Below are 20247 nucleotides of genomic sequence, written 5' to 3'. Positions count from 1 at the left end.
CGTCACCCCTGGAGGTAGCGCAGGACGGCCAGCACGCGGCGGTGGTCGTTGTCGGACGGGCCCAGGCCGAGCTTGGTGAAGATCTGCGTGACGTGCTTCTCCACCGACCCGTACGACAGGAACAGGGTCTCGGCGATGGCGCTGTTGGAGCGGCCCTGCGCCATCATGGCCAGCACCTCGCGCTCGCGCGGCGTCAGCAGCGCCAGCGCGTCGCCGCGGCGGCTGGCGCCCATGAGCTGCGTGACGACCTCGGGGTCGAGCACGGTCTCCCCCGCCGCGATGCGGTCGAGGGCCGACAGGAAGTCCTTCACGTCGGCCACCCGCTCCTTGAGCAGGTAGCCGATCCCGCGCGCGCCGCCGGCGAGGAGCTGGGCGGCGTAGCGGGTCTCGATGTACTGCGAGAACACCAGCAGGCCCAGCCCGGGATGGTCGCGGCGGACCCGGATCGCGGCCCGCAGCCCCTCGTCGGTGTGCGTGGGCGGCATGCGCACGTCCACCACGGCCACGTCGGGGCGGTGCTCGGCCACGGCCGCCACCAGCGCGTCGCCGTCGCCCACGGCGGCCGCCACCTCGTGGCCGCGCGTGGTGAGCAGCAGGCACAGGCCGTCGCGGAGCACCACGGCGTCCTCGGCGATCACGATGCGCATGGGCCGTCCGATCATGCACGCAGGGGCAGGTCCACGGTGACCACCGTAGGGCCTCCGGCGGGGCTGTGGATCGCGAGCTCGCCGTCCACCACCCGCACGCGGCCGGTCAGGCCGCGCAGCCCGGACCCGGCGGCGGGCTCCCCGTCCGCCACGACGGCGCCGCCCTCGCCGTCGTCCCACACCCGCAGGCGCAGCCGCCCGCCCTGCGCGCGCAGCCGGATCGCGGCCTGCCGGGCGCCGCTGTGCTTGGCGACGTTGGCGAGCAGCTCGGCGGTGCAGAAGAACGCGATCGTCTCGACGGCGGGCGAGGGCCGCTCGGCCAGCTCGGCGTCGAGGTCCACGGGCAGCGGGCTGCGGGCGGCGAGCGTGGCCAGGGCCACCTCCAGGCCCTTGTCCAGGGCGGGCGGGTGGATGCCGCGGATCAGGTCGGTCAGCTCCGACAGGGTCTCCTTGGCGCCGCGATGGGCGCCGTCGATCAGGGCGCGGGCGCGTTCCAGCCGCTCGGGGTCGGCTGCCCCGGCCAGCTCCTCCCTGGCCATGCTGAGGCTCATGGCCAGCGCCGTCAGCCGGGCCGCCGTGCCGTCGTGCAGGTCGCGCTCCACGCGGCGCAGCGCGGCGGCGGCGTCCTCCACGGCCAGCGCCCTGGTCTCCTCCAGCGTACGGATGCGGGCCTGGGCGGGCGGCGGGCCGAGCAGCTTGCGCACCAGCATCCGCTCCGGCCCGAGCGCGAGGTGCACGACCATGGGGGCCAGCAGCAGCAGCCCCAGCCCCAGCACGCTCAGCAGCAGCGCGCCCGCCCAGCCGCCGGGGGCCGGCAGGCCGGGGACCTGCCACCACAGCGGGCACGTCAGCAGCACCAGGCCGAGCCCCCACGTCCCGGCGGCCGAGGCGAAGGCGAGCGCCGCGGCGGGCAGGCGGACCACGGCGTGGATGATCGCCCGCCAGCCGGCGACGTCGCCGAGCGCCGCGCCCATGCGGTTCAGCAGGCCCCGGCCCTGGCGGTGGGGCGCGGGCGCCGGCACGTCCGTCTCCGCCAGCGTCCGCGCCAGCCCCCGGTTGGCCGCCCCGAGCCGTCTGGCGCCCACCACGCATCCCGCCAGCAGCGGCAGGCCGACCACGTAGGTGGAGGCCAGCACGCCCGTCAGCACGACCAGCAGGTGGACCAGGCCGAGCGCGGCCATCAGGGGCACCGTCACCGTGTAGCCGAGCTCGCGCCAGATCCGCACCGGCCCGCTCCCTTCTCCTCGCCTTCCAGGCTGACGGACCCGGACCTGCACGGCCACCCGGCGATCCCCCCGGGGTTGTCCCCCGTCCTGTTCGGCGGAGGGCCCCGTGGTGCGCGGCGGGGGCGCGGGCGAGGGTGGCGCTGTGGGTGATCGATCGGACAGCCGGTGGATCGAGGAGAGGAGTCATGACATGTTCCGCAAGTCCGCGGGCCTGGCTGCCGGGCTGGCGCTGGCGACCACGGTGACGGGGCTGGTGGCGCTGACGCCGCCGACAGTGGCCCACGCTACGGCGACGGCGGCCGAGGCTGCAGCGCCCCACGCGGGAGTGGCCTCGGCGGCGGCGGTCGCGGCTGCTGCGCCGATCCTGTGGCGGGCGTGCGCCGGTGAGGGCGTTCCCGCCGGGATGGAGTGCGGCGCGCTCGACGTGCCGGTGGACTGGTCGAGGCCGCGCGGCAAGCAGGTCAGGCTGGAGCTGGTCAGGCTGCCGGCCACCGAGCCGGCCCGCCGCATCGGCAGCGTGCTCGGCGTCCCCGGCGGCCCCGGCGGCAGCGGCGTGGAGGACCTCAAGCGGGCGGCCCCCGACCTGACCGAGCTGCGCCGCCGCTTCGACCTCGTCGGCTACCGGCCGCGCACCACCGTCTGGGGCACCACCGCGGCCGAGCCGTGCTGGAAGCCCGGCGTCGCCCTGCGCGACCCGCGCGACCGCCGGGACTTCGAGGCCATGGCGGGGGCGATGGCCAAGGCGTTCGAGGTCTGCCGCGAGGCCGACACGACGGGCCTGTTCTCCCACCTGGACTCGCTGTCCGTCGCCAGGGACATGGAGGCCGTGCGCCGGGCGCTCGGCGAGGAGCGGCTGAGCTTCATGGCCAACTCCTACGGCGGGGTGGCCGCGGCCGCGTACATCAGGCTGTTCCCGCAGCGCATCAGGGCCATGTACCTGGACGGGGTGGTCGACCAGACCGAGGGCTGGTCGACGGTGAACCTGGTGGCACGCGCAGGCGTGGAGGGGGCGCTGGCGCGGTTCGGCCGCTGGTGCGCGGCGACGCCCGCGTGCGCGCTGCACGGCGAGGACGCCGCGGAGGTATGGCGAGAGCTGACCCGCGACGCCGACCGGGAGCCGATCCGGGTCACGTCGCAGCAGTACGGCGAGGGCGAGCTGACCGGCTGGCGCCTGCGCAACTTCGGCTTCGTCCCGGACCCCGGCCCCGGCCACGCCCGGTGGGCGGCGCTGGCGGAGTGGGTGGACAAGGCGCGGAACGGTGACGGGTCGGGGTTCGCCGACTTCGTCCTGGGCAACACGCGGGCGTGGGCCATGCCCGCGCTGCTGGCGATGACCTGCGGCGACGAACGCGGTTACACCGGCTGGGCCGAGCTCCGGAAGTTCCGCCGCGACATCCGCGAGGCCGCGCCGAGCTTCCCGGGGGCGGCGTTCGACCAGGTGGGGTGCATCGGCTGGCCGGAGCCGGTGGCGAACCCGGCGCGTCCGCTGGAGGTGGGCGGGCTGCCGCCGATGCTCGGCGCCGGCACCCTGGAAGGGGACTTCCCGTGGGTCGAGCGGTTCATCCGGAAGGTGCCGGGCTCGGTGACCCTTGGTTACGACGGGCCGGGGCACGTCCTCTACTTGTCGGGCAAGAGGTGCCCGATCGCGCATGCCACCGCGTACCTGACCGGCCTGAAGCTGCCCGCGGCGGGCACCGTCTGCCCCGCCGAATGATCTGAGGCTCGCCTCGCGCCGTCGTGGGGGCGCTCGGCAGGTCTCTCATCGGGCGAGGCGCGTGACGTCCTTGATGTGGGCGTTGCGCAGGAGGATCAGCCTGGTCAGGTAACGCTTCAGGACCAGGAACTCGGCGAGCGTGCCCAGCGGGGGCAGGGGGGCGGCGAAGTCGACGACGTCCGTCATGAGCGTGGCCGCGCCGTCGTTCGCCGGCTCGAAGGTGTGGGCGTGGTGCCAGCGCCTGAACGGGCCGGTGACCTGCTCGTCCACGAAGTACGAGGGGCGGGTGCAGGCGCTGATGGTCGTGGTCAGATGCCAGGTGAGGCCGAAGTGGCGGGCGCGCCACGTGACCTGGTCGCCCAGGGCGAGCTGCCCGGACGTGACGCCTGCCACCGCCCGCTCGGCTGTGTGGCCCATCGAGGACGTGTGCACGTCCACCGACAGGGACGCGTCGAAGACGACCGGCGGCGGCGCCAGGACCAGCGTGGTCACCTCGAATCGCGACATGCGCGGATCCTAGCCCTCCTCACCCGCCCCGCCCTCCGCCAGCCCCGCCGCCCACCAGCCCGGCTGCCCCGCCGCCGCACGGGCAGCCCTCACCACCGCAACCCCGCAGGCCGCAGGCGGGGTCACAGGGCCGCGAGTGGCAGTCCCCGCAAGCCGCAGGGCCACGGACGGTGGTCGCCCGATCGCGGGCGGCGGTCTCGGGGGGCAGGCCCCGCAGGGCTCAGGGCCGCAGACGGCAGGCGGCGTCGCTCGTCAGCGCGCGCAGGCGGCACCCCTCGCGGCGGCAACCCCCGCAGGACCATGAGCCGCAGACGGCGTCCGCAGACGGTAGGCCCGCAGGTCGCACGGCCGCGGGTGGTGGGTGACCGGTGGTGGCGGCCGGTGGTGGGCGGCCGGTGGTGGGCGGCCGGTGGTGGGCGGCCGGTGGTGGGCGGCCGGTGGTGGGCGGCCGGTGGTGGGCGGCCGGTGGTGGGCGGCAGTGGCGGTGGTGGGTGGTGGGTCAGTGGTCGTCGGTGAGGCGGTGAAGCAGTTCGTCGGCGACGGCGAAGCCGGCGACGACGTCGGCCGCCGTGAGCTGCCGCCGCACCATGCCCACCGCCTGCCCCGCGTACACGTAGGCGGTGTCGAAGTCGCCCGCCGCGCGCCCGGCCTCCAGTTCCGCCCGCGCCGCCTCGTCGCCGGCCAGCTCCTCCTCCCGCCCGTGCCACCGCTCGAAGAACGCGTTCCGCAGCGCGCGCCCGCCGAACTCCGGTGGCCAGGCCAGCCGCTGCGCGACGTCGAAGACCCGCCCGTACGCCGTGCCGGTCTCCCCGGTGGCCAGCACGCGCGCCCGCGCGGCCTCGGACAGCATGGTCTCGGCGCAGCCCAGGAACGCCGTCCCGGCCCAGGCGCCCGCCGCGCCGGCGGCCAGCACGGCGGCCAGACCCCGGGCCGTGGCGATCCCCCCGGCGGCCAGCACCGGGACGGTCACCTCCTCCAGCACGCCCTGCAGCAGCGGCAGCGTGGCCACCTCGTCACGGCCGTGGCCGCCGCCCTCGCCGCCTCTGGCCACCACGACGTCCGCGCCGGACTGCTCGGCCTCCCGCGCCTCCCGGGTGGTACCCGCCTGGACGGCGACGGTGATGCCGGCGCGGCGCAGCGGCTCGACGTACGGGGCGAAGTCCCCGAAACTCACCGATACCAGCGCCGGTCTGGCCTCGAGGACGGCGTCGAGCTGGTCGGGGTGGTGCTCCAGCGCCCACGCCATCAGCCCGATCCCGTACGGCCGCCCGCCCGCGGCGGCGACCGCGGCCTGCTCGGTGATCCACGAGGCCGGCGCGGGGCCGGGGACCCCGATCATGCCCAGCCCGCCGGCCGCGGAGACGGCCGCGGCCAGCCGCCCGTCCCCGACGCCCGCCATCGGCGCGCCGACCAGCGGCACGTCCAGCCCGAAACGGTCGGTCAGCCAGGTACGCGGCATTCGTCGCTCCTCATCAGCACAAGCTCGTCACGAAACTCATCAGCATGGCCTCATCGCCAGAGGTCTCGAAGCCGGAAACCTCGTCACAGCGGCCCCCGTCACGGCGGGCCTCATCACAGCGGGCCCCGCCACAGTGGGCCCCGCCACAGCGAGTCCCGCCACAGCGGGCCTCGTCACTGCAGGTAGCCTTCGACCTGCGCGACCGGCGCCACCTCGGCGTCATCGGGGTCCAGCCCGGCCGACTGCCGGGCACGGCGGCGCCGCAGCAGGTCCCAGCACTGGTCGAGGGTCTCCTCCAGGTGGGTGATCCGGGCGTGCTGCTCCGGCCCGGCGGACTCGCGCCGGGAGAGCAGGTCGTGCTCCTCCTCCACGAGGGCGTGGATGCGCTGGAGGATCTGCTGGTCGTCCATCACTCGGTCCTGTGCCTTTCCTGTGCGTGCATGCCGATCGGGACCCACCATGCCAGGGGGACGATCCACCGTACATCGCACGAATGTGTGATCTTGACCGCCTTGCCGCCCGGCCGGGGAAAGGACGCGCCGCACCGGCCGAGACGAATTTCTCGCACCTCGCATATCGATGCGGCAATAAATTTCAACAGGCCCGGAACCGCCCCCGGCCGCACCGGCCGGATTTTCCGCACGCGTAATCTTCTTATGCCGTTCCAGGAAGTACCGTTCCAAGGTCGCTTCCGCCGATCATTGGTCGCGGCAAATCAAGATCCGTGTAATCGTACGGTCCTGTTGGGGAAAAGCCGCGCGCTGCAGGGTGGTCATATGGATTTCAAGATCCTCGGCCCGATCGAGGTTCGTACCTCTCTCGGAAGACCGATCGCGCTCGGACGCCGAAAACAGCGCGTGCTGCTGGCCGCCCTGCTGCTCAACACCGGAAAGGCGATCCCCAGCCGGCGCATGCTCGACTGGCTGTGGGGCGAGCGCGCCCCGGCCACCGCGGAGTCGAACCTCTACACCTACATCTCCGCCCTGCGCAAGGTGCTCGGCTCCCCCTCCCGCATCGAGGCGGGCTCCAACGGCTACATGCTGCGCGTCACGCCCGGCGAGGTCGATGTCATGCTGTTCGAGGACCTCGCCGCGCAGGGGCAGCTGGCGCTGTCCGCCGGACGCCACGACGTCGCGCTCGAACGGCTGACCCGCGCCCTGTGCTTGTGGCGCGGCGAGTCCGTCCTGGAGGAGCTGCCCCTGCCGGCGTCGCTGCGTTGCGAGGCGGCGCGGCTGGAGCGGCTGCGGGCGACCGTCGTGGACGCCTCGCTGGAGGCCAGGCTGGCGCTCGGCCGGCACGGCGAGATGCTCGCCGAGCTGGAGGCGCTGACCCGCAGGGACCCGCTGAACGAGCGGCTCAGGGCGCAGCTCATGCTGGCCTTGTACCGTTCCGGCCGCAGGGCCGACGCGCTGACCGTCTACCAGAGCACGCGGATGACGCTGGCCGCGGAGGTCGGCATCGACCCCGGCCCCGACCTGGTCCGCATGCACCAGCGCATCCTCGCGGACGACCCCGCGCTGACGCCGCCGCCGGCGGTCGCCGCCCGCAGGGCCCCGGCCGAGCTGCCCATCGGCTCGGCCGCCTTCACCGGCCGGACCACCGAGATCTCGCGCCTGTGCACGATGCTGACCGCCGGCTCGGGCGCGACCGCCATCTCGGCGATCACGGGCGCCGCGGGGGTGGGCAAGTCGGCGCTGGCCGTGCACGTCGCCCACCAGGTCGCGGGGCATTTCCCGGACGGCCGGCTCTACGTGGACCTGCACGGCTCCACCCCGGGCGTCGCGCCGCTGAACCCGGCCGACGTCCTGGCCCGCCTGCTGCGCTCGCTCGGCGACGGCACGGTCGCGGGGCCCGGCGGCCGGTTCGACGTGGACGAGGCCGCGGCCCGCTTCCGTTCGCTGACCGACGGCAGGCGCCTGCTGCTCCTGCTCGACAACGCCCGCGACGCCGCGCAGGTGCGCCCGCTGCTGCCCGCGAGCCCCACCTGCCGCGTGCTGGTCACGGCGCGCAGGATGCTCACCTCGCTGGACGCGGCGTCGCACTTTCGCCTCGGCGTCATGGCCGAGGACGAGACGGCCACGCTGCTCGGCCGCCTGATCGGGGAGGAGCGCGTGGGCGCCGAGCAGCGGTCGGCGCGGGCGATCGTGCGGCTGTGCGCCGGGCTGCCGCTGGCGATCAGGATCGCCGCCGCCCGGCTGATCGCCCGGCCGGGGCTGTCGCTGCGTGCCCTGGCCGACCGTCTGGCGGTCGAGGACCACCGCCTGTCCGAGCTCCAGGCCGACGACCAGGCCGTACGGGCGTGCTTCATGATGAGCTACCGGAGCCTGGACGCCGAGTCGTCCCGGATGTTCCGGCTGCTGAGCCTGCTCGGCGGCGGCGCCATCAGCGTCGCGGCCGCCGCGGCTCTGGCCGGCCGGCCCGAACCGCGCACCGCCGACCTGCTGGACCACCTCGCGGAGGCCCAGCTGCTGGAGTCGTGCGGCCACGACCGCTACCGCATGCACGACCTGCTCGGCCTGTTCGCCCGCGAGCGGGCCAGGGAGGAGGACACCGAGGAGGATCAGGCGCAGGCCGCCCGCCGGGCGCGGCGCGACGTCCCGTCGCCGGCCCAGCCGGTCACCTACATGACCGTGAGGGGCTGAGGCCGGCCCGCCCGCGGGAAATCATCCGCATTCACCGTGGTCTCGGATCGATAAACGCGCGGCGATCCGCTCCCGGCCGCCTTTTCTTCTCCGCCCACTCGCGCGGGCCGCCGACCTACACACATTTGTATGGCACGGGGCATAGCCGGATTCGACATTGTTGACGCCGGGTCTCACCTTTTCTCACCGCCGAGAAGAAGGCCGGGCACCAGCGGAATTCACGCGAACCGGGAAGGGCGGACGTGTCTGAACTCATCGGCGTGGACGAGTGTGAAAGTTTCACGGTGAAACAGGTCCAGGACTTGTACAGAAGGTACGTCAGCCGCAGCCAGGTCAACCTCATGACCTCCTTCGGCTTCGGCCGGGAACTGGTCGAGAGCGCCGAGGGCGCCCGGATCAGGACCCGCGACGGCCGCGAGGTCCTTGACGTCACCGGCGGGGTCGGCGTACTGAACCACGGCCACAACCACCCCCGCATCCTGGAGGCCCGCCGCCGCTTCGCCGACCGCCGGCGCATGGAGGTGCACAAGGCGTTCTTCTCGCCGTACGTGGCCGCCCTCAGCCACAACATCGCCACCCTGCTGCCGGGCGACCTGAACATCTCCTACTTCCCGAACTCCGGCGCCGAGGCCAACGAGGGCGCCGTCAAGATGGCGTACAAGTACCACGGGGGGCGCCGCAACACGATCCTGCGCTCCGACATCAGCTTCCACGGCAAGACCCTCGGCGCGGGCAGCCTGACCGGATCGTCGGAGAACTCCTTCCGCTTCCCCGGCCTTCCGGGCATCGTCGTGCACCCGTACGGCGACCTCGCGGCCGTCCGCGCGGCGGTCGAGGCCGCCCGCACCCCGGACGGCGGCTGCGACGTCTACGCCATCATGGCCGAGCCGTTCAGCGCGTCGAGCATGCGCTGCTGGTCGGAGAGCGACCTGTACGAGCTGCGGCGGCTCTGCGACGCCCACGACATCATGCTGATCTTCGACGAGGTCTACACGGGCTGGGGCAAGACGGGCAGCCTCTTCTACTTCATGCGCTACCCCGACCTGCTGCCCGACCTGCTCGTCTACTCCAAGTCCCTCGGCGGCGGCAAGGCGTCGATCGCCGGCTACACCGCCCGCGAGCGCGTCTTCCGCAAGGCGTACGACCGGCTCTCGGACGTCATCCTGCACAGCACCACCTACTACGGCTTCGGCGAGGAGACCGTCACCGCCATCGAGGCCGTCAACATCGTCGTCGAGGACGACTACCCCGCCAGGGCCCGGCAGATCGAGCGCATCCTGGGCCCCGGCCTGCAGAACATCCACAAGCGCCACCCCGACGTGGTCGGCCGGGTGAGCGGGGTGGGCGCGCTGTGGGGCGTGTTCCTCGCCGGCGGGCCCAGGGTGCTCGACCTGGCGGCCAGGCTCGCGCCCGGCTTCTCCGGCGACCCGCAGTTCCGCACCAAGCTGATCGCGCTCTCGGTCATCGCCGACCTCTACCGCGAGCACGGCATCGTCTCCTACTACAGCCCGAACGCCGACAACCCGCTCGTCGTCGCGCCGACCCTGGCCATCGAGCCGGAGGACGTCGAGTACTTCCTGGCCAGCCTCGACAAGACGCTGTCGAAGGGGCTGCCGCGGTTGCTCGCCGCCTTCGTGCGGGAGAAGGTGGGGTCGCGATGGCCCGCCGGGTCGTAGTCACCGGCAGCGCCGGGATGCTCGGCGGCCACCTGGCCCGCCGGCTCGTGCTCGACGGCCACGACGTGCTCGGGGTGGACGTGCGTCCCCAGCCGGACCCGCTGCTGGCGGCGGGGCACCGGATCGGCGACGTGCGCGACCTGCCGCTGATGACCGAGGCCATGACGGGCGCGGACGCGGTCGTGCACTGCGCCGGCGCGCTGCCGAGCTATCCGGCCGAGCAGATCCACGACCTGATCGTCACGGGGACCGGCACGGTCCTGGAGGCCGGGCGCCGGGCCGGCGTGGAGCGGCTGGTGCACATCTCCTCCACCGCCGTGTACGGGCTGCCGTCGCTCGTGCCCACCCCTGAGGACCATCCGCGCGCCCCGGTCGACCCCTACACCAGGGCGAAGGCCGAGGCGGAGGAGCTGGCGGAGAAGTACCGGGCCGACGGCATGTGCGTGCCCGTCCTGCGCCCCAAGACGTTCCTCGGCCCCGGCCGGATGGGCCTGTTCGCGATGCTCTTCGAGTGGGCCGAGGAGGGCCGCAACTTCCCGGTGCTCGGCCGCGGCGACAAGCGCATCCAGATGTTCGCGATCGAGGACCTGGTGGACGCGGTCGCCCTCGTGCTCGACGCGCCCGCCGGCGTCGCCGGCGACACCTACAATCTGGCCGCCGCCGAGTTCGGCACGCTGCGCGAGGACTTCCAGGCGGTGCTGGACGCGGCCGGCCACGGCAAGCGGGTCGTCTCGCTGCCCGCGGGACCGGCCGTGGCCGGGCTGCGGCTGCTGGAGCGCAGCAGGCTGTCCCCGGTGTACGGGCGGCTGGCGCGCAAGCTGCTCGCCGACTCCTACGTCAGCATCGACAAGGCCCGTGAACGGCTCGGCTTCCGGCCGCGGCTGTCCAACCGGGACGCGATCCTGCGCACGTACGCATGGTGGCGGGAACACCGCGCGACCGGTCCGTCCGCCGGCGGATCCGGCGGCGCGACGAGCCGGGACGCGTGGCGGCAGGGCGCGCTGTCGCTGGCGAAGGTCTTCTTCTGAGCTATCGGGGTGAAGCATGCGCCTTGTCGAATCGGCAGACGTTCCAGAGAGCCCGCAGCGCCAGGAAGCGGCGCAGGACCGGGTCGTGCAGACCCGCAGGCGACCGGTCGCGGACCTGGCCGCCCTGATCCGCCCCTCCCACGCGGCCAAGGCGATCCTGCTCGTGCCCGTGGCGCTCGTCGGAGCGGCCCCGCCGAGCCTGGCCGAGGTGGCCGGGGTCGCCTGGGCCACGGTGGCGTTCATGGTGGCCTCCGCCGCCGTCTACATCGGCAACGACATCGCCGACCGGCACCGCGACCGCCTCCATCCGGTGAAGTGCGCCCGCCCCGTCGCGGCCGGCCGGGTGGGGGTGCTGACGGCGGGCGTCTGCTGCGCCGTGCTGCTGGCGGTGCTGGCGGCCATCGTCGCGCGGGCGCCGGCGGCCTCCTGGCCGGTGCTGGTGTACCTGGTGCTCAACATCGCCTACAGCCGCGGGCTCAAGCACGTTCCGCTGGTGGACGTGGGGGTGGTGGCGGCCGGCTTCGTCCTGCGCGTCGTCCAGGGGTACGAGGTGACCGGGGACCGGGTGCCCTCCTGGCTGCTGATCACGGTGTTCTCGATGTCCCTGCTGCTGCTCATCGGCAAGCGCCGCCAGGAGCTGCTGGAGGCCGGGGCCGTGCACCGGCCCGCGCTGCGCGGCTACTCGATGGAGCTGACGAACTGGCTGCTGCAGATCGCCTCCGTGCTCGCCCTGGTCTCGGGCCTGATGTACCTGCGTGAGGAGGGGCCGTTCGGCCCGGAGCACGGCCAGACGGCCATGATGCTGTCCACCCCCTTCGCGCTGTTCGCCCTCTTCCGGTACCTGCAGATGCAGCTCGTGCACAAGCAGGGCGGTGACCCGGTGCGCGTGCTGCTGCGCGACCGCGTCATGGTCGCGAACTCGATGTTGTGGGCCGCCGCCCTCGGCGTGACGCTCGTGCTCGTCCACCTGTGAGGACGCCCAGTGAGAACGCCCAGTGAGAACGCCCAGTGAGAACGCCCAGTGAGAACGCTCTGTGGAACGCCTGTGAGAACAACTGTGAGAGGAAGGCGATGGACGTCCGCATTCTGGGACCGGTCGAGGTGACCTCCGGTGACCGCGGGGTGCCTCTGGGACCACCTCAGCGACGCGCGGTGCTGGCCGCGTTGGCGATCGACGCCGACCGGCCCGTCTCGCTCGGCACGCTGATCGAGCGGGTCTGGGACGACCCGCCGGACCGGGCGGCCGACTCGCTGTACGCCCACATCGCCCGCCTGCGGCAGGCGCTGACCGCGACCGGCGTCCGCATCGAACGCCGCGACGGCGGCTACACGCTGGAGGTGGACCCCGATCGGGTGGACGCCTACCGGTTCCGGCGGCTGGCCAAGCAGGCGCAGCTGCGCGCCCGCGACGACTTCGCCCGGACCCGGCTGCTGGGCGAGGCGATGGAGCTGTGGCGCGGCGCGCCGCTGACCGGCATCCCGGGCGAGTGGGCCGCCCGCATGCGGTACGGCATCGAGCAGCAGTACGTGGGCGCACTCGTCACCTGGGCCCAGGCGCACCTGCGGCTGGGCCACCCCGACCTCGTGGTCACCGAGCTGACGCCGCTGGTGCCGCGTTACCCGCTCGCGGAGCCGCTGGCGAGCATGCTGATGCGCGGCCTGTGCGCGCTGGGACGCGGCGCGGAGGCGGTGGCCCTGTACGCCCGCCTGCGCGGGTACCTCGCCGACCACCTGGGCGTCGAGCCGGGGCCGGAGCTGCGTGCGCTGCACCTGCGGATGCTGCGTGCGGGCACGGCCCCGGCGCCCCGGCCGGCCCTGCTGCTCGCCCAGGTCCCCGGCTGAGCGGGACAGGCGGGCTCAACCAGGCGGGCTCAACCGGGCGGGCTCAACCGGGCGGGCTCAACCGGGCGGGCTCACCCGGCGGGCTCACCGGGCGAGCGAGACGACCAGCCGCTGCCCGCTGTGGTCGGACAGGCCGTTCGAGCGGACCAGCCGGTATTCGTGCACGGCGATCTCCGGCGTGGTGTACGCCCAGTCGATGCGCCACAGCGACAGCAGGGGCCGCCGTTCGTCCCAGGTGGCGGGGTAGAGCGAGCGCAGCGCCGGGGAGGCGTCGGTCATCCGCTCCGGCACCAGGCGCAGCAGGCCCATCGCGGGCGAGGCGTTGAAGTCGCCGGCCAGGACGGCGGGCAGCGGGTTGGCCCGGATGTCGGCGGCGAGCGCGCGCAGGTTGGCCTCGCGGGCGTCGTGCTGGGCGCGGCTGAGGCCGCCGGAGGCGACGGGCGAGTTGATGTGGGAGTTGTAGAACGAGACCGTGCCGCCGCCGACGCGCAGGTCCGTGCGCAGCGTCTTCACGGCGTGGAAGGCCGGCCAGCCGGAGCCGGGCGGCACGTGGGCGTCTCCCGCCCCGAGGCCGCGCTCCAGGACGACGGGGAAGCGCGACAGCGTCACCATCTCGCTCGCCGTGGCGATGTGGTACCCGGGGAACTCGCGGCGCAGCCGGTCCAGGTCGTTCACCCGGATCGGCCGGGAGTCCGCGCCGAAGTAGACGTACTCCTGCAGCAGCAGCACGTCGGCGTCCTGGGCGCGCAGGTGGCGGTAGAAGGCGGCGACGTCACGCGGCGGCGTCCCGCCCGGCGGGGGCGCCATGCCGCTGATCGGCTGGTCCCAGTACCAGGTGTTCCAGGAGAACATCTTGATCGCGTCCGGCGGGGCGGGAGTGGCGCGGTGCCACAGCGCGGCGGGGTTGAGCCCGCTCGCGCCCCCGCCCAGCGCCAGGGACAGCAGCGCCACCGCGGCGGCCGCCCGGCGCGCGCGGCGCGCCACCACCAGGGCGGCGGCGAGCAGCAGCACGGGAACGGCCGCGAACGCCAGCGGCGGGACGAGCTCGGGGCCCTGCCACCACCACACCCGCCCGGACAGGACGCGGTGCAGCACCACGAACACCGCCCAGGCGACGGCCGCGCACAACACCAGCGCAATCCTCCGGCGGGCCCCCGGCGCGCGCCGGGAGCCGCGAAGGGGCGCCCCGGCCTGGGGACCGGGCGTGCGGGCGCGGCGGACCGGGCCGAGGAGCGCCCGCAGCGGAGCCGTCACGTGGCCGCCTGCCCGGGGATCCCCATCGTCACGTCGGGGTCGTAGAGCCGGCGGAACCTCGCCGAGCAGAGCCACCGCGCGACCCCGGCCGCCACCCCGGCGGCGATGGTCACGTTCACCAGGAAGTGCACGGCGCCGAAGTACAGCAGGAACAGCGGCCCGCGCCGGCGCAGCACGAAGCGGTACATGCCGAGGTCGGCCAGCAGCGACACGGCCAGGGCCAGGGCCGCGAGCCCGGCGCCGGCCGCGCCGAACGGGATCGCCAGGGGCGCCGCGGCCAGGGCGGCCAGGGCGGCGAGGCTGCCGCCGGCCCGGCTGGAGGTCTCGAAGCCGCGGGCGAAGCGCCGCCGGCGGGCGTACAGCGGCACCCTGGCGCGCCCGCGCCGGTACAGCTTGCGCAGCAGCTTGACCAGCTTGTCGTCGTGGTCGTGCCGCGAGCGCACCGCGGTGGTGAGCAGCATCTCGTAGCGCTGGGTGAGCCGGTGGCCGTAGTCGACCTCCTCGGTCTCGCGCAGGCGTGGGTTGAACGGCCCGATCTCGTCGAACACCCGGCGCGGCATCGCCATCAGCGCCGAGAACAGGAACGAGACGGGCCCCTCGGAGCTGACCGTCCAGTAGTGGTACTGCAGCGCCCGGTACTCCTCGACGAGGCTGTCGCGGATCAGCGGCTCGGGGTCGTGGACGCTGGACACCACGCCGAGCCCCGGATCGGCGGCGAGCAGGCCGACCGCCACCTCGATCGCGTCGGGGTAGGCGGCCACGTCGGAGTCCACGAACATCAGGATCTCACCGGCGGCGTGGGCGGCGCCGAGATTCCGCGCGGCTCCCGGGCCCAGGTTCCGCTCGGTGCGGATCACCCGCACGCCGAGCCGCCGCGCGACCGCGGCTGAATCGTCGGTGCTGCCGTCGTCCACGACGATCAGCTCGACCGGCCGGTACGTCTGCGCCCGCAGGGCGCGCAGGCACAGCTCCAGCGAGGCGGCGTAGTTGTAGTTCGGCACGATCACCGACACGAGAGGCCCTGACCCGGTCATCGCTCACACCTCCGCGGGAAGGTCGTACGTGCGCCGGAACCGGCTGGACACCACGCACTGGGCGGCCCCGGCGAACACCGCCACCGCGACGGTGACGTTCACCAGGAAGTGCACCGCGGTGAAGTACAGGGCGAAGGGCGTGCCCGCGTACCGCCGGACGAAGCGGTACATGCCCAGGTCCGCCGCGATCGAGCCGGCCAGCAGCACGACCGGAGCGGCCAGCCAGGCCGGGCCGAGCAGGACCGGCAGCGGCGCGGCCAGCACGGCGAACAGGGCGGCGAGCGAGCCCCAGCCGCGGCTGCTGTTGGCCGGGCCGCCGTTGAAGTCGGGGCGGCGCAGGTACAGCGGGATGTGCAGGCGCGCGCGGTGGAAGAACTTCGACAGCACCACCGAAAGGCGGTCGTCGTGGTCGTGCCTGCCCCTGATCCGGTTGTCCAGCACGATGCGGTACCGCTGGGTGACGCGGTGGCCGTACTCGGCGTTCTCGCTGTGGCGCAGCGCCGGGTTCAGCGGGCCCACCTCGTGGAAGACCTCCGCCCGCATGGCGAACAGCGCGGAGTAGATCGTGCTGATCTCGCCCTCGTCGCCGGAGATCCAGTAGTGCAGCTGGAGGCTGCGGTAGCGCTCGACGAGGCTGTCGGGGATGAGCGGCTCGGGGTCGTAGGTGCCGCACACCACCCCCAGGGTGGGATCGGCGGTGAGCAGGTCCACCGCGTGCTCGACCACGTCCTCGGCCAGCGCGAGGTCGGAGTCGAGGAAGAACAGCACCTCGCCGCGGGCGTGGCCGGCGCCGAGGTTGCGGGCGGCCGGGGCACCGATGTTGGTGTCGGTGACCACGACCCGCACCCCGTGCCGGTGGGCGACCGCCACGGAGTCGTCGGTGCTGCGGTCGTCCACGACGATCACCTCGATGCGCGGGTACGTCTGCCGCTCCAGCGCGCTCAGGCACAGCTCCAGGGTGCGGGCGTAGTTGTAGTTCGGCACGATCACCGAGACCAGCGGCCTCATCGGGAATCCCTTCGCCCGGTCCGGCGCAGCAGCAGCGGCAGGGGCCTGCCGAGGCCGCTCCTGGTGAAGTCGGAGGAGTTGTTGACCCGGGGGTAGGGCTCGTCCGGGACCGGGACTTCGAGGAACTCGCACAGCGGGCCCCAGCCGGCGCCGGCGTCGAAGACGAGCAGCCGCCCGGCGGGGATGGCCGCGCTCACCCTGGCCGTGTGCTCCTGGAACAGCTTGATCGCCCGTCCGGGCTCCCGGTCGGCGGCCGTCGCGAAGGTGCGCGCGTCGAGGGTCGTGTCGACCATCCTGACGAACGCGGCGAGGTCGGTGCCGAGCAGCGACGACAGCAGGACGGCGGCCCGGCCGGGCAGCGACTCGATGCGCCGCCGCTGGGCGAACAGGGTGCGCTGCATGCTGGCCAGCCAGCGCTCCGGGTCACGCGTGGTGAGGACGACCTTGGCCTTCGGGTAGTGGTCGGCGAGCTGCCGCCAGTAGGCGGAGGTGGGGCCGTCCACGCACGACTCGTACCCGACGAGCAGCCGGTCCCAGTCGGGCTCGCGGGCCGTGGCGGCGGACAGCCAGGGCCTGATCTGCCTCGGGTGGGCGAACACGTCGACCATGTGGTGGCACGGCCCGAAGCCGAGCCGTTCCAGCGCCGTCTTGAGCGAGAGCGTCCCCGTGCGGCCGAAGCCGGTGCCGATGACCTGCACGGCCGCTCAGTCCTGCGCCGCGAGACGGGCGAGCTTCTCCAGGCGGGACACCGCGAACCGCTGCGTCACGCCCACCGCCCCGCCGAGGGCGCCGGTGAAGGTGACGGCGAGGTGCACGCCGGAGAAGTACAGGCCGAACGCGGCGCCGCGCTGCTGGTAGGCGAAGCGGTGGGTGCCCGCGTCCAGAGCCATGGCGGCGGCCACCAGCGCGGGCGGGACGAGCGCGCCCGCGCGGCGCGCCCGCGCGGGCAGGACGCGCGGCAGGGCGAGCGCCGGGACGGCGGCGAGCAGCAGCACGCCGCCGACCGCGCGCGGCACGGAGTCGCCCGGCGTCTCCCCCTCGCGCCAGTCCAGCGCGCTGAGGCGGGCGCGGCGGAAGACCTTGCGCAGGATCGTCCTCACGGTGGCGTCGTGGTCCTTGCGGCCGCGGATCGCCTCGCTCAGCTTCACCTCGTACGAGCGCGTCACGCGCACGCGGTAGTCGGAGGAGACGGTCTCGCGCAGCCGCGGGTCGAAGGGGCCGATCTCGGCGAACACCTTGGCGGGCACCGCCAGCACGGACGCGTGCAGTTCGAGCGTCGGCCGGTGGGCGGGCATCCACCAGCGGTGCATCTGCAGGGCGCGGTACTGGGCGGCCAGGCTCTGGGAGACCAGCGACTCGGGCAGCAGGATGCCGCCCAGGGCGCCGATCTCCGGGTGGTCGCGCAGGGTCCGCACCGCGTTCGCCACCGCGTCGGGTTCGAGGGCGATGTCGGCGTCGAGGAAGAACAGGATCTCCCCGGTGGCGTGCTCGGCGCCGAGGTTGCGGGCGGGGGTCGGGCCGCCGTTGACCCTGGTGCGCACCACCTTGGCGCCCATGGACGCGGCCACCCGCGCCGCCTCCCCGGTGCCGCAGTCGTCCACCACGATGGTCTCGACGTGCGGATGGGTCTGCGCTCTCACCGCGTCCAGGCAGAGCCGTAACACCTCGGACCGGTTGTAGCTGGGGATGATGACCGAGACTAGCGGGTGCTCCCGACTCATGATGTGTGCTCCAGCCGTGTCAGACCTCAGGTCCGGATCACGCTAGGCACGGCGCCTTGTCCCGTTCTTGTCGGGTCCGTTCTTGTCGTGGCGGGCGCGCCCGCCACGACAAGAACGGGACAAGGACCGCCCGGTACGTTCGGCGCCGTGATCGAGCAGCATCTGGCCGCCACCACTCCCCGGCCGGAAAGATCCTTCGCGGAGCGGGTCAGGCGGTTCGCCCGCCCGCGCAGGCGCTGGTGCTGGGGCACCAGGCTGGTCGTGACCGCCGCGGTGGCGTGGCTGCTCTTCGTGCTCTGCCACCTGGCGGCCAGCGGGCGCACCCACCTGTGGGCCCCGCTGGAGCTGGTCCCGCCGCTGCTGTTCCTGCTGGTCCCCGCGCTGCTGCTGATCGTGGCGCCGCTCGCCCGCCCGGTGCGCCGGCGCGTCGTCCCGCTGCTGGTGGTCACCGCGGTGCTGGGCGCCGGGCACAGCGGGATCAACTACGCCACCCTCTGGCACACCCCGCCGCCCGCGGGCCCCGGAGCCGTCACCGTGGCCGCCTGGAACACCCAGTTCTGGGACCAGGACTGGGTCACCGCCGGCGGCGACCGGTACTCCCCCGGGTTCTACGCCTACCTGCACGCGCTGGACGCCGACGTCTACCTGCTGACGGAGTACCTGTACGTGGACACCCGGGCCGGCGACCCGCGCTCCGGGCGCTGGACCGCCGACCTGGCGATGCGCATCGACAAGCTGGCCGAGCTGCGCCGCGAGTTCCCCGGCTACGACGTGGCGGCGTCCGGCGAGCAGATCACGCTCTCGCGGTTCCCGATCATCGGGCACCGCGGCCTGGACCTGCGCCCGTGGCTGCCGCCGGACCAGAGGGAGATCCCCGGGGCGCTGCGCGACTGGCCGGAGGGCTACACGGTCGAGACGCTGCGCACCGACCTCGACGTCAACGGCACGATCGTCTCCTTCTACGCCGCCCAGGTCTCACAGCCGCCGCTCGAATGGCGGCTGTACGACGCCGGGTCCCGTGACGCCGCCGCCGGCGCGACCCTGCGGCGGGAGGCGAGCTTCCGGGCCATCGGCGCGGACGTCGCGGCCAACCCCCATCCCGTCGTGCTCGCCGGCGACCTGAACACCTCCCCGGCGATGGGCGTCCGCCGCCTGCTGCCCGAGCGGCTGATCGACCGGACGCCCGCGCTCTCGTCCCTGTATCCGGCGACCTACCTGGCCGGGACCGCCGAGCTGTGGCGGATCGACTGGCTCTACACCAGCGCCGACGTGACCGTGCACAGCTACGAGCTGCCCGGCGCCGAGGGGCTGTCCGACCATCGGGCCCAGCGCATGGTCGTGTCGGTGTCCTGACCGGCGCGGCTCCACCGACGAAAGGAACGACCCATGCCCGACGAGGTGGCCTGGCGCGGTGACGTCGCGGTCATCGTGCCGAACTACAACAAGCGCAAGACCCTGCGGGCGTGCCTGGAGTCGGTGTACGCGCAGACGTACCGGCCGGCCGAGGTCGTCGTCGTCGACGACGTCAGCACCGACGGCTCGCTGGAGATCGCCCGGCGGTTCCCGTGCGCGATCGTGCAGTCGCCGCGCAACCAGGGGCCGGCGGGCGCGCGCAACCTCGGGGTGGCGAGCAGCTCGGCACCGCTGCTGTTCTTCGTCGACTCCGACACGGCGCTGGCCCCCGACGCGATCCGGAACGCGGTCGAGGCGTACCGCCAGACGCCGGACTGCGGCATGGTCCAGGGAATCTACGACATCGAGCCGCTGTACGACGACGGGCCCGTCGAGCGCTACCGCGTCCTGTGCGAGCACTACGAGCGCAGCCGGACGACGGCGACGTTCCTGTCCTGCACGCTGATCCCGCGCCACGTCTTCGCGGAGGCGGGCGGGCTGGACGAACGGCTGCGCGACGGCGAGGACTTCGAGTTCGGCACCCGCATCCCGGCCCGTTACCGGCGGGTCGTGACCACCTCCGTGGTCACCAGGGCCGACGACGAGGACCGGTTCTGGGGGTGCCTGGCGGAGCGCTTCGTGCGGTCCACGACCCTGCCGGTGATCATGGTGCGGGCGCGGCGGCTCCGCGGTGAGGACAGGGCCGGCTTCCAGCTCGACATGATCGGGACGGGCCGGCACAAGCGCCGCAAGGGGCCCCGGCTCTCCTCCGCCTCGGCGACGGCCACGTTCCTCACCCTGCCGCTCGCGCTGCTCAGCCCCTGGCTCCTGGCCGTGCCGGCGGCGGCGCTGGCGGTGTTCCTGTTCAGGAACCGGGTGTTCATCGGCTTCGCCCGCCGCCACCGGGGCGTGCGCTTCGCCGCGTGGGTGGCCTGGATGCAGCTCTGCTTCCACGCGGCCTTCTTCCTGGGCGCGTGCGTGGGGCTGCTGCGCGTCGCCTACGAGCTGGGCCGCCGGCGGGGCGAGCCGATCAGGACGGGCCCGTCCCCGGTGCCGTCGGCCGGGGCGCGCGAGTGAGACCGGCCGGCCCGTCCCGC

General features: G+C 73.8%; 18 protein-coding genes. 8 read left to right on the top strand and 10 right to left on the bottom strand.

From position 1 onward, the window contains the following. Positions 1-2: 2 nt before the first annotated feature. Together HD597_RS12455 and HD597_RS12450 are read right to left on the bottom strand one after the other, a co-directional pair. Positions 3-647 carry a response regulator transcription factor gene (locus HD597_RS12455; protein WP_253742179.1) on the bottom strand — a complete coding sequence of 215 codons (645 nt, stop codon included), beginning with the start codon at positions 645-647 and terminating at the stop codon, positions 3-5. Positions 648-658: 11 nt separating this feature from the next. After that, positions 659-1873 carry a sensor histidine kinase gene (locus tag HD597_RS12450; protein WP_253742178.1) on the bottom strand — a complete coding sequence of 405 codons (1215 nt, stop codon included), beginning with the start codon at positions 1871-1873 and terminating at the stop codon, positions 659-661. Between the two features lie 190 nt (positions 1874-2063). Between HD597_RS12450 and HD597_RS12445 the strand changes: the two genes are divergently transcribed. Then, complete coding sequence (locus HD597_RS12445) at positions 2064-3587, top strand: alpha/beta fold hydrolase (RefSeq protein WP_253742177.1); 1524 nt, start codon at positions 2064-2066, stop codon at positions 3585-3587. A gap of 45 nt (positions 3588-3632) precedes the next feature. Here HD597_RS12445 and HD597_RS12440 read toward each other — a convergent pair whose 3' ends face one another. From HD597_RS12440 to HD597_RS12430, 3 genes are all read right to left on the bottom strand, one after another. Continuing rightward, positions 3633-4094, bottom strand: a complete 462-nt coding sequence (locus HD597_RS12440; protein ID WP_253742176.1) for an SRPBCC family protein — start codon at positions 4092-4094, stop codon at positions 3633-3635. A 499-nt stretch (positions 4095-4593) separates the two neighbouring features. Further along, positions 4594-5553 carry an NAD(P)H-dependent flavin oxidoreductase gene (locus tag HD597_RS12435; RefSeq protein ID WP_253742175.1) on the bottom strand — a complete coding sequence of 320 codons (960 nt, stop codon included), beginning with the start codon at positions 5551-5553 and terminating at the stop codon, positions 4594-4596. A gap of 173 nt (positions 5554-5726) precedes the next feature. Beyond that, positions 5727-5963: a DUF2630 family protein gene (locus HD597_RS12430; protein WP_253742174.1), complete on the bottom strand. Its 237-nt coding sequence runs from the start codon at positions 5961-5963 to the stop codon at positions 5727-5729. Positions 5964-6329: 366 nt separating this feature from the next. Between HD597_RS12430 and HD597_RS12425 the strand changes: the two genes are divergently transcribed. From HD597_RS12425 to HD597_RS12405, 5 genes are all read left to right on the top strand, one after another. After that, complete coding sequence (locus tag HD597_RS12425; RefSeq protein ID WP_253742173.1) at positions 6330-8195, top strand: AfsR/SARP family transcriptional regulator; 1866 nt, start codon at positions 6330-6332, stop codon at positions 8193-8195. A gap of 302 nt (positions 8196-8497) precedes the next feature. Beyond that, positions 8498-9871: an aspartate aminotransferase family protein gene (locus HD597_RS12420; RefSeq protein ID WP_253742172.1), complete on the top strand. Its 1374-nt coding sequence runs from the start codon at positions 8498-8500 to the stop codon at positions 9869-9871. After that, positions 9853-10899 carry an NAD-dependent epimerase/dehydratase family protein gene (locus HD597_RS12415; RefSeq protein ID WP_253742171.1) on the top strand — a complete coding sequence of 349 codons (1047 nt, stop codon included), beginning with the start codon at positions 9853-9855 and terminating at the stop codon, positions 10897-10899. The genes HD597_RS12420 and HD597_RS12415 overlap by 19 nt, the downstream gene beginning before the upstream one ends. A 16-nt stretch (positions 10900-10915) precedes the next feature. Then, a complete protein-coding gene (locus HD597_RS12410; RefSeq protein ID WP_253742170.1) occupies positions 10916-11872 on the top strand; it encodes a UbiA prenyltransferase family protein in 957 nt (318 codons plus the stop codon). Between the two features lie 98 nt (positions 11873-11970). Next, on the top strand, positions 11971-12741 hold the full coding sequence (locus tag HD597_RS12405) for an AfsR/SARP family transcriptional regulator (protein ID WP_253742169.1): 771 nt from the start codon (positions 11971-11973) through the stop codon (positions 12739-12741). Between the two features lie 84 nt (positions 12742-12825). On the opposite strand, the gene HD597_RS65780 is transcribed toward HD597_RS12405, so the two are convergent. From HD597_RS65780 to HD597_RS12380, 5 genes are read right to left on the bottom strand one after another with little or no spacing between them, the layout of a single operon-like run. Further along, a complete protein-coding gene (locus tag HD597_RS65780) occupies positions 12826-13995 on the bottom strand; it encodes an endonuclease/exonuclease/phosphatase family protein (RefSeq protein ID WP_253742168.1) in 1170 nt (389 codons plus the stop codon). Beyond that, positions 13992-15029 carry a glycosyltransferase family 2 protein gene (locus HD597_RS12395; RefSeq protein WP_253742167.1) on the bottom strand — a complete coding sequence of 346 codons (1038 nt, stop codon included), beginning with the start codon at positions 15027-15029 and terminating at the stop codon, positions 13992-13994. Before HD597_RS12395 ends, HD597_RS65780 begins: the two co-directional genes overlap by 4 nt. A 3-nt stretch (positions 15030-15032) precedes the next feature. After that, positions 15033-16037, bottom strand: a complete 1005-nt coding sequence (locus tag HD597_RS12390) for a glycosyltransferase family 2 protein (protein WP_253742166.1) — start codon at positions 16035-16037, stop codon at positions 15033-15035. Then, the gene (locus HD597_RS12385; RefSeq protein ID WP_253742165.1) at positions 16034-16735 is read right to left on the bottom strand and encodes a sulfotransferase family protein; all 702 of its coding nucleotides are present in this window, start codon (positions 16733-16735) and stop codon (positions 16034-16036) included. The genes HD597_RS12390 and HD597_RS12385 overlap by 4 nt, the downstream gene beginning before the upstream one ends. 6 nt (positions 16736-16741) lie before the next feature. Continuing rightward, positions 16742-17758, bottom strand: a complete 1017-nt coding sequence (locus HD597_RS12380; protein WP_253742164.1) for a glycosyltransferase family 2 protein — start codon at positions 17756-17758, stop codon at positions 16742-16744. Positions 17759-17905: 147 nt separating this feature from the next. On the opposite strand from HD597_RS12380, the gene HD597_RS65775 reads away from it, so the two are divergent. Together HD597_RS65775 and HD597_RS12370 are read left to right on the top strand one after the other, a co-directional pair. Continuing rightward, positions 17906-19111, top strand: a complete 1206-nt coding sequence (locus HD597_RS65775; protein WP_253742163.1) for an endonuclease/exonuclease/phosphatase family protein — start codon at positions 17906-17908, stop codon at positions 19109-19111. 33 nt (positions 19112-19144) lie between these two features. Continuing rightward, a complete protein-coding gene (locus tag HD597_RS12370) occupies positions 19145-20227 on the top strand; it encodes a glycosyltransferase family 2 protein (RefSeq protein WP_253742162.1) in 1083 nt (360 codons plus the stop codon). Positions 20228-20247: the final 20 nt, after the last annotated feature.

This window comes from Nonomuraea thailandensis (assembly GCF_024172165.1).
GTDB lineage: Bacteria > Actinomycetota > Actinomycetes > Streptosporangiales > Streptosporangiaceae > Nonomuraea > Nonomuraea thailandensis.
This window is presented reverse-complemented; position numbering and strand designations above follow the sequence as displayed.

What these genes read in the sequence shown, in the direction of transcription:
- HD597_RS12455 (WP_253742179.1), bottom strand. Translation starts at nt 647, where the DNA reads ATGCGCATCGTGATCGCCGAGGACGCCGTGGTGCTCCGCGACGGCCTG.
- HD597_RS12445 (WP_253742177.1), top strand. Translation starts at nt 2,064, where the DNA reads ATGTTCCGCAAGTCCGCGGGCCTGGCTGCCGGGCTGGCGCTGGCGACC.
- HD597_RS12440 (WP_253742176.1), bottom strand. Translation starts at nt 4,094, where the DNA reads ATGTCGCGATTCGAGGTGACCACGCTGGTCCTGGCGCCGCCGCCGGTC.
- HD597_RS12435 (WP_253742175.1), bottom strand. Translation starts at nt 5,553, where the DNA reads ATGCCGCGTACCTGGCTGACCGACCGTTTCGGGCTGGACGTGCCGCTG.
- HD597_RS12430 (WP_253742174.1), bottom strand. Translation starts at nt 5,963, where the DNA reads ATGGACGACCAGCAGATCCTCCAGCGCATCCACGCCCTCGTGGAGGAG.
- HD597_RS12425 (WP_253742173.1), top strand. Translation starts at nt 6,330, where the DNA reads ATGGATTTCAAGATCCTCGGCCCGATCGAGGTTCGTACCTCTCTCGGA.
- HD597_RS12415 (WP_253742171.1), top strand. Translation starts at nt 9,853, where the DNA reads ATGGCCCGCCGGGTCGTAGTCACCGGCAGCGCCGGGATGCTCGGCGGC.
- HD597_RS12410 (WP_253742170.1), top strand. Translation starts at nt 10,916, where the DNA reads ATGCGCCTTGTCGAATCGGCAGACGTTCCAGAGAGCCCGCAGCGCCAG.
- HD597_RS12405 (WP_253742169.1), top strand. Translation starts at nt 11,971, where the DNA reads ATGGACGTCCGCATTCTGGGACCGGTCGAGGTGACCTCCGGTGACCGC.
- HD597_RS12395 (WP_253742167.1), bottom strand. Translation starts at nt 15,029, where the DNA reads ATGACCGGGTCAGGGCCTCTCGTGTCGGTGATCGTGCCGAACTACAAC.
- HD597_RS12390 (WP_253742166.1), bottom strand. Translation starts at nt 16,037, where the DNA reads ATGAGGCCGCTGGTCTCGGTGATCGTGCCGAACTACAACTACGCCCGC.
- HD597_RS12380 (WP_253742164.1), bottom strand. Translation starts at nt 17,758, where the DNA reads ATGAGTCGGGAGCACCCGCTAGTCTCGGTCATCATCCCCAGCTACAAC.
- HD597_RS12370 (WP_253742162.1), top strand. Translation starts at nt 19,145, where the DNA reads ATGCCCGACGAGGTGGCCTGGCGCGGTGACGTCGCGGTCATCGTGCCG.